This is a genomic window from Mycoplasmopsis alligatoris A21JP2 (assembly GCF_000178375.1).
GTDB lineage: Bacteria > Bacillota_I > Bacilli_A > Mycoplasmatales > Metamycoplasmataceae > Mycoplasmopsis > Mycoplasmopsis alligatoris.
Map to the genome: position 1 here is coordinate 1 of NZ_ADNC01000032.1, position 6,919 is coordinate 6,919.

The 6,919-nt window shown below is 25.6% G+C and carries 6 protein-coding genes and 1 pseudogene; 5 read left to right on the top strand and 2 right to left on the bottom strand.

Translation table 4 applies throughout. The features are described from left to right. The coding region (locus MALL_RS04165) for a PLDc N-terminal domain-containing protein (RefSeq protein ID WP_211204449.1) at positions 1-710 on the bottom strand (710 nt) is incomplete at its 3' end. A 93-nt stretch (positions 711-803) separates the two neighbouring features. On the opposite strand from MALL_RS04165, the gene MALL_RS04170 reads away from it, so the two are divergent. The 5 genes from MALL_RS04170 to MALL_RS04190 all read left to right on the top strand — a co-directional run bounded on the left by MALL_RS04170 (position 804) and on the right by MALL_RS04190 (position 5,874). After that, positions 804-1,667, top strand: coding sequence for an N-acetylmuramic acid 6-phosphate etherase (locus tag MALL_RS04170; RefSeq protein ID WP_005684047.1), 864 nt, complete (start codon positions 804-806; stop codon positions 1,665-1,667). 1 nt (position 1,668) lies between these two features. Further along, positions 1,669-2,775, top strand: coding sequence for an N-acetylglucosamine-6-phosphate deacetylase (nagA, locus tag MALL_RS04175; RefSeq protein ID WP_005684046.1), 1,107 nt, complete (start codon positions 1,669-1,671; stop codon positions 2,773-2,775). 2 nt (positions 2,776-2,777) lie between these two features. Then, complete coding sequence (gene nagB / locus MALL_RS04180) at positions 2,778-3,506, top strand: glucosamine-6-phosphate deaminase (protein WP_005684045.1); 729 nt, start codon at positions 2,778-2,780, stop codon at positions 3,504-3,506. 34 nt (positions 3,507-3,540) lie between these two features. After that, positions 3,541-4,407, top strand: coding sequence for a hypothetical protein (locus tag MALL_RS04185; RefSeq protein WP_040545688.1), 867 nt, complete (start codon positions 3,541-3,543; stop codon positions 4,405-4,407). A gap of 123 nt (positions 4,408-4,530) precedes the next feature. Beyond that, positions 4,531-5,874: a hypothetical protein gene (locus MALL_RS04190; protein ID WP_005684049.1), complete on the top strand. Its 1,344-nt coding sequence runs from the start codon at positions 4,531-4,533 to the stop codon at positions 5,872-5,874. 583 nt (positions 5,875-6,457) lie between these two features. On the opposite strand, the pseudogene MALL_RS04195 reads toward MALL_RS04190, so the two are convergent. Further along, positions 6,458-6,919: pseudogene (locus MALL_RS04195) on the bottom strand (IS1634 family transposase); the annotation flags it as partial.

A 6,919-nucleotide genomic window follows, 5' to 3' on the forward strand; every position in this document is an offset into this window, starting at 1 on the left:
AATGGATAATGAATTTTACCTATAAAATCAATTTCAACATTTTTATAAGATTTTAGTTTTTTTAACATTTCTTTAGCTAAAAAAGTCATTCCAAATGAATCAATTAATCATCGTATAATTAAACCTTCTTGAGCTTTTTTTTCTAGAATTTCTAAAAATTCCTCACTTATTTCTGATGGTTTAATTATATACGTAACTAAATTAATTGTTTTTTTTGCATTTCTTAGTGTGTCAAAGAGCTTTTCGTAAAAATGATAACCTTCAGAATAGATTTTAAATTGTCCTGAAAAATTTCTAGTTTCAGTAATATTTTGAATACTATTTAAAATTTCATTTTTATTTACATAAGGACTTAAGGGGCTACAACAAGAAAAATTATCTAAATTATATTTATCACTTTTTGTTATTTCTAATTCTCGTTTGTTGCTATAACGTAGGCCAAAAGTGAAAAATAAGACATTTCCTACATATGGTAAAACAATAATTATCATCATTCAGCTTAAACGTGATGAAAACTGTCTTTTTTGTTTAAAAATTATTGCCGCTGTAATAATATTGAATAAATAATACAAAATGATAGCTAAAAATAAGTAAAAGCTACTTACTAAGAAAATAACAAGTAAAGTACCAATTATGTATAAAATTACTAAAAAAACTTCAATAATTCATACAAATCATACTCTTCAATAATGCCATCAATGTTTTTGCATTAAATAATTATATTTAATTAAATTAAAGTTGAATATTAAATTCACAAAAAAATAAATAGAATTATAAAGAATAAACTAAAAATTGAGGTAACAATGAAAGAATTAGATAAATTAAGTACTCTAGAACTAGTCGAAATTTTCAATGGCAGTACATATGATGTTATCAAGGCCCTTGAGGCTTCAAAACATGTCCAGACTCAAATAATAAATCAAGCAGTTAAATCAATCAACAAAGGCGGATCAGTCATCTATATAGGAGCAGGTACAAGTGGCAGAATTGCCTTATTAGATGCTTTAGATGTTGAAACAACATTTGGTGAAAAAGACTGATTCAAATACCAAATCAGTGGTGGTGACAAATCTGTCTTAAGTAGCAATGAAGGAACTGAAGATGATTATAATTTAGCACTAAAAGAGCTTAAAAAATTCAAAATCACAAAAAACGATTTTATTATCGGTGCTAGTTCAAGCGGAAGCACTAGATATATTCTTGGTGGAATTGAATATGCAAAAAAATTAGGTGCTAAAAGCGCACTAATAACAAGCAAAAAAAATTCAGTAATAGGAAAAATAACTGACTATGAACTTGTTTTAGAAACAGGTGAAGAATTAATTGCTGGTTCTAGTCGACTAAAAGCTGCTAGTGCTTTAAAAATAGTTTTAAATAATATTTCATCAATAAGTGCTATAAAATTAGGCAAAGTTTATAACGACTTAATGGTAGGATTAAAACCCAATAATGATAAAACTTATAATCGTTGTATAGAAATGATTTGTAAAATCTCTCATTGTAATTTGAATGAAGCTAAATCATGTTTTGATCTTGCAGACCAAAATGTTATTTATGCTATTATAATGAAGGTTAAAAATTTATCATTACAAAAAGCCAAAGAATTATACCTAGGTTCAAGATCTTCATGTTGTGCCTATGGAAGTTTAAGAAGGATTATAGGTTAAAATGGAAACTATTATTAAAGATGTCAAAATAGTTAATTATGACAAAATTATAAAAAATGCTGATGTTATACTAGAAAATAACGTTATCAAACAGATTATCAAAAAAGAAGGAGAAGCTGAACAAATATTAATTCCAGGATTTATTGATACACATATTCATGGTTTTGCTGGCGATGATGTTATGGACGGAACTGAAGCTGTTGAAAGAATCTCAAAAAAATTAGCAAGCTATGGAATAACCTCATTTATGCCAACAGCTATGACTAATGAATGAAGTGAATTTTTACAAGCACTAAATAATATTTCAAAAGCTAAAAAACTTGTTTCAAAAAATATTGGAATTCACATCGAAGGGCCTTTTATAGGGCCTGCTAAAAAAGGTGCGCATAAGTTAGAGTGACTAAGAAAAGCAACTCTTGAAGACTTAAAAGAAATTTTAGCCAGTTCTAATTATACATTAAGAAAAGTCTCGTTTGATCCTACAATGCTTGATAATGACTTAATTAAATATTTAGTAGCAAATAGAATAATAGCTTCTATTGGTCATTCATCGGCAAACTATGCTCAAAGTATGGAAGCTTACAATGCAGGAGCTTCATGTACATGCCATTTATGAAATGCAATGAGTGGAGTAGAATCAAGAAATCCTGGAATGTTGCAAGCAGCTTTGACATACAAAAAGCCTTATGCTGAAATCATTATTGATTTTATGCACGTTTCAAAAGAATCTGTTTTATTTTCCTTAAAAAATAAAAATGCTTCAAAATTAATCTGTGTTTCTGATGCCATTAGACCAGCACATGGAATAGACGGAGATAGTCAATCTGGTGGTATTCCTGTTACAAAAAAAGGTTTATTAATTACTTTAAAAGGAACAAATACTATTGCAGGAAGTGGTATTAGTATTTATGACGCTTTTAAAAATTTAATTTCATTAGGAATAGGTTTATCAAAAATAGTTCAAATGACATCTTATAATGCAGCAAAAAATTCAAACCTAAAAAATATTGCACAAATTAAAAAAGATTATATTGCAGACTTAATTTTAATGGATAAAGAATACAATATTAAAAAAGTTTATATAGAAGGAAAAGAAGTAAAGAGGTAAAAATGCCAATTATTTATACAAAAGATCATTCAGAAATGTCAAAAAAAGCAGCAGAAATCATTGCTAATGAAATTAAAAATCATGACAAAATTAATATTTGTTTTGCAACTGGATCAACTCCGGTAGAAACATACCAAAATCTAATTAAAAAATATAACTCACAAGAAATTTCATTTAAAAACGTAACTACCTTTAATTTAGATGAATATGTAAATTTAAATCCTGAAAATCATTGTTCATATCACTATTTTATGGATCAAAATTTATTCAATCATATCAATGTTAATAGACACAATATTAATTTTCCAAACGGAATTGGAAATGTTGCTCAAAACGCTTCAGATTATGAAAAAGTAATCAAACAAAAAGGTGGTATTGACTTGATGATTTTAGGAATCGGAACAAATGCACATATAGCTTTTAACGAACCAGGTTCTTTAAAAGAAGGTCGTACAAGAGAAGTCAAACTTACACAAAGCACCATTAAATCAAACGAACAGTATTTTGATCATCCTTCTGACATTCCTAAAACTGCTATTTCTATGGGAATTGGGACAATTCTAGAAGCTAAAAAAATAATCTTACTTGCAAGCGGAGAAAATAAAGCTCAAGCAATCTATGATTCTATTGAAGGAAAAATGTCGGAACAAGTACCTGCAAGCTTTTTAAGAATGCATCCTAATGTTACTTTTATAGTTGATGAGCAAGCTTCTTCATTACTAAAAAAATAATTATTAAACATCTATAAATGTTTATAATAAAAATATGTTTTTTAAATATAAAAAAATTTTATTATCTATAGGTCTTATTAGTCCTATATTTTTTCTTTCTTCTTGTTCATCAAGTTTTGATAAAAATAAAACCGAATCATTTAATAACCAATTGCAAAAAATAGTTCTTGCAAAAGAAAATTACAATAACGCATTAAAAGAATTTAAAAGCGAGTATGAAAAGTCCTATCAAGACTTTATATGAGTTTTAAACATCATTCGTACATCGTTTAAAAAACTAGATAATAATAAAAAAGAATTGCTTGACAAAATCGACAAAAAAACTTATGACATTTTATTCATAGGAAATCAAAGCCTTTTTCACTATATGCAAAAAGCAGTATTTTTAGCTGAAGACGTAGCAGAACAATTTGAATTACATAAAAATCAATTTTTATTACGTCCTAATTCATACTTAAATTATTATTCAACAATTATTCAAGATTTAAATAAGAACTCAACATCCGAGCAAATCAGTCTATTTGGTAGGCAAATAAGAGAAAATAACAAAATTTGATTAAATGACTTTAGACAATCAATTTATGACTATACATTGCCAAAATTAACTGAAAAAGACTACGAAAATCTTAATAAAATTATAAATCCAGACTTAGAAGGCAAGGTAAGATTCCATTCTCATGCTATGTTAAATATCCTTTTTGAGCTATTAATGGCACTTAACAATAACAATGATTTTCAAGAAAAATTCAAATTATTTTTAAAATTGCAAGGAATTTCAGACTATAAAACACTAGAAAATTTATCCAAAAACACCTATATATTAGACATATACAACAATTTATCAAAAATTAGCAATTACTTGCGTCGAGTGCAAAAAGAATTGTATAATTCATTTGAATAAAGATTGGTTTATTAATCTATTAATAAATAATTAGTTTATTCTTACTCATTAATTAAATAAATTAAAATCAATAAATATTATAATTATATTGAGTAAAAAAATAATTCTTAAGGAGAATATATTATGAAAAAGAAACTACTTGCTCTTGCATCAATTTCATTAGTGCCTTTAGTAACTATTGTATCATGTGCAAAATCAGCAAATGCTAAATCAGAAGAAGCTAAAAAATTTATTGAAGCTAATAAAGAAGCTTTAGCTTTAAAAGTAACAGATGTAAAAGATAAAGATACAAATGTTATTATTAATGCATTAGGAGCATATGGAAGACTTACATTAAACGTAAAAAATGAATTAAAAGATGAAAAAAACCATTTAGATAATTTAAGAAAAGCGCTACCTAAAACATCTAATATTGATGCAAACGAAAAAATCGTTGCTGACTTTAGAGAAGCATATAAAACAATTTTAGCTAAAGAAAAAGCTGAAAAATCTGATGAAAAAATGATAGATGAGGCTTTAGCAAAATTCAAAGGATTAAGTTTAGCTGCTCAACAATTACTAACAGTTGAAAAAGATAAATTAGATAAATTGAAAAAATCATTGGAAACACCAGGAAATATAACCCCTGTTCCATCTGAGGATGAAGTTTCTAAATTTAAATCAAAATACTCAACATTATTAGCAAAAACAAGTGTAGTAAAATCTGATGAAGTAGAAATAGACAAAGCTTTAGCAGAATATGAAGGATTAAACAATAATGATAAAGTTAAATTGTCTCCTGAAAAAACAAAATTAGATAACTTTAAAAAATCATTGAACAAACCTGATGTAACAGTAGATTTAGTTGCTAAGTTTAAATCCACATACGCAACATTGTTGGCTAAAAATTCTGTGGTAAAAGCAGATGAGGTAGAAATTGATAAAGCGTTAACAGAATTAGAAAAATTAAGTGAATCAGATAAAGTGAAATTAGCAACAGAAAAATCTAAATTAACTACTTTTAAAGAATCACTAAAACCTAAAATTGTTGAAAACGCTCCATCATTTGAATTAAAAAATGATGCTAAAAATATTGAAAAGCCTTTTGTTAAATTAGATGCATCACATGGTTTAACAACTAGAGATTTAAAAATGAATTATTTAAGAGATAATTATGAAATTAAGGTAGATGGTTATAAATTTGTTGAACTATACAACACACCAAATACTGGTCAATGATTATTATTCTTAGTAAAATATGATGAAAAGACAAAAGAATTAACAAATGTTCAATTTGAGGTTGTTGAAAAATCTAATTATGATTTAAACTTAAAATTTATTTGAATGGCTAAATCTGAAAATGTAGAAAAAACAGTGGTAGATGAATATAAAGGCGGAAATATTAGATCTATTATTTCAAACGAAAAACAAATAACTGATAAATCGCTAGGAAATATTCAATTTCAAATATTCAGAAAAGTTAAATAACATTAAAAAATTAAATTCTATAAGTAACTATTTTTAATTAACAAAATTATTTAAATTATTCCCTGAGTTTCCAAGTTAGGAAATAAAAAAATACACATTCCCCCATAAAATAGGCGAATGTGTATTTTTTGTTATTTATTTACTATTGAAATATTTATTAAATGAGATATTAATTATTAATAATCACCAATTGATACAAGATTGTTTTAATTGTAATTTTTAGTATTAAGTATTTTTCCGATTACTTTATCAACAGTATAATTAGCATTTTCTAAAGCGTTTTTAAATCTATTATTAGTTATTCATAATACATCTATTTTTATTTAAAAAAATAATTAACTAGATAAATATAATATTTAAAAACTATTGTTGATAATATGAATAATATAAAATAATCTTTTATTTGTTCATTAGTTTAAACATGAACCAATCTAATTTGTATAACTAACTTTAAATTCTTATAAACTACCTAATTCTATAGTTTGAAAACACCTGTTCCATATTATTTTCCTGAGTTTCCAAGTTAGAGAATAAAAAAATACATATTCCCCTATAAAATAGGCGAATGTGTATTTTTTGATATTTATTTACTATTGAAATATTTGTTAAATGACATATTAATTATTGAATAATCATCATTTAATAAAGGATTGTTTGAGTTTGTAATCTTTTTAGTATCAACTATTTTTCCGTTAACTTTATCAACAGCATAATTAGCATTTGCTAAAGCATTTTTGAATCTATCGTTAGTTATTCTGTCGATAACTCCATTTTTATTTAAAAAATCATTAACTACATAAAGAGAGTATTTAAAAACTATTAATGATAATATGCATAATGTAAAATAACCTTTTATATGTTCATTAGTTCAAACATGAACCGGTCTAATTTGTATAGCTGATTTTAAAGTTCTAAAATTTCTTCTATTTGTCATTGTTTGGCATATGTTTCAACAATCTGAATTGGAGTCATATCTATTCTAGATGTTTCATAAACGTAATAACCATCGAATTTTTCATCATTCAATATTTTATTTTGATTTAAC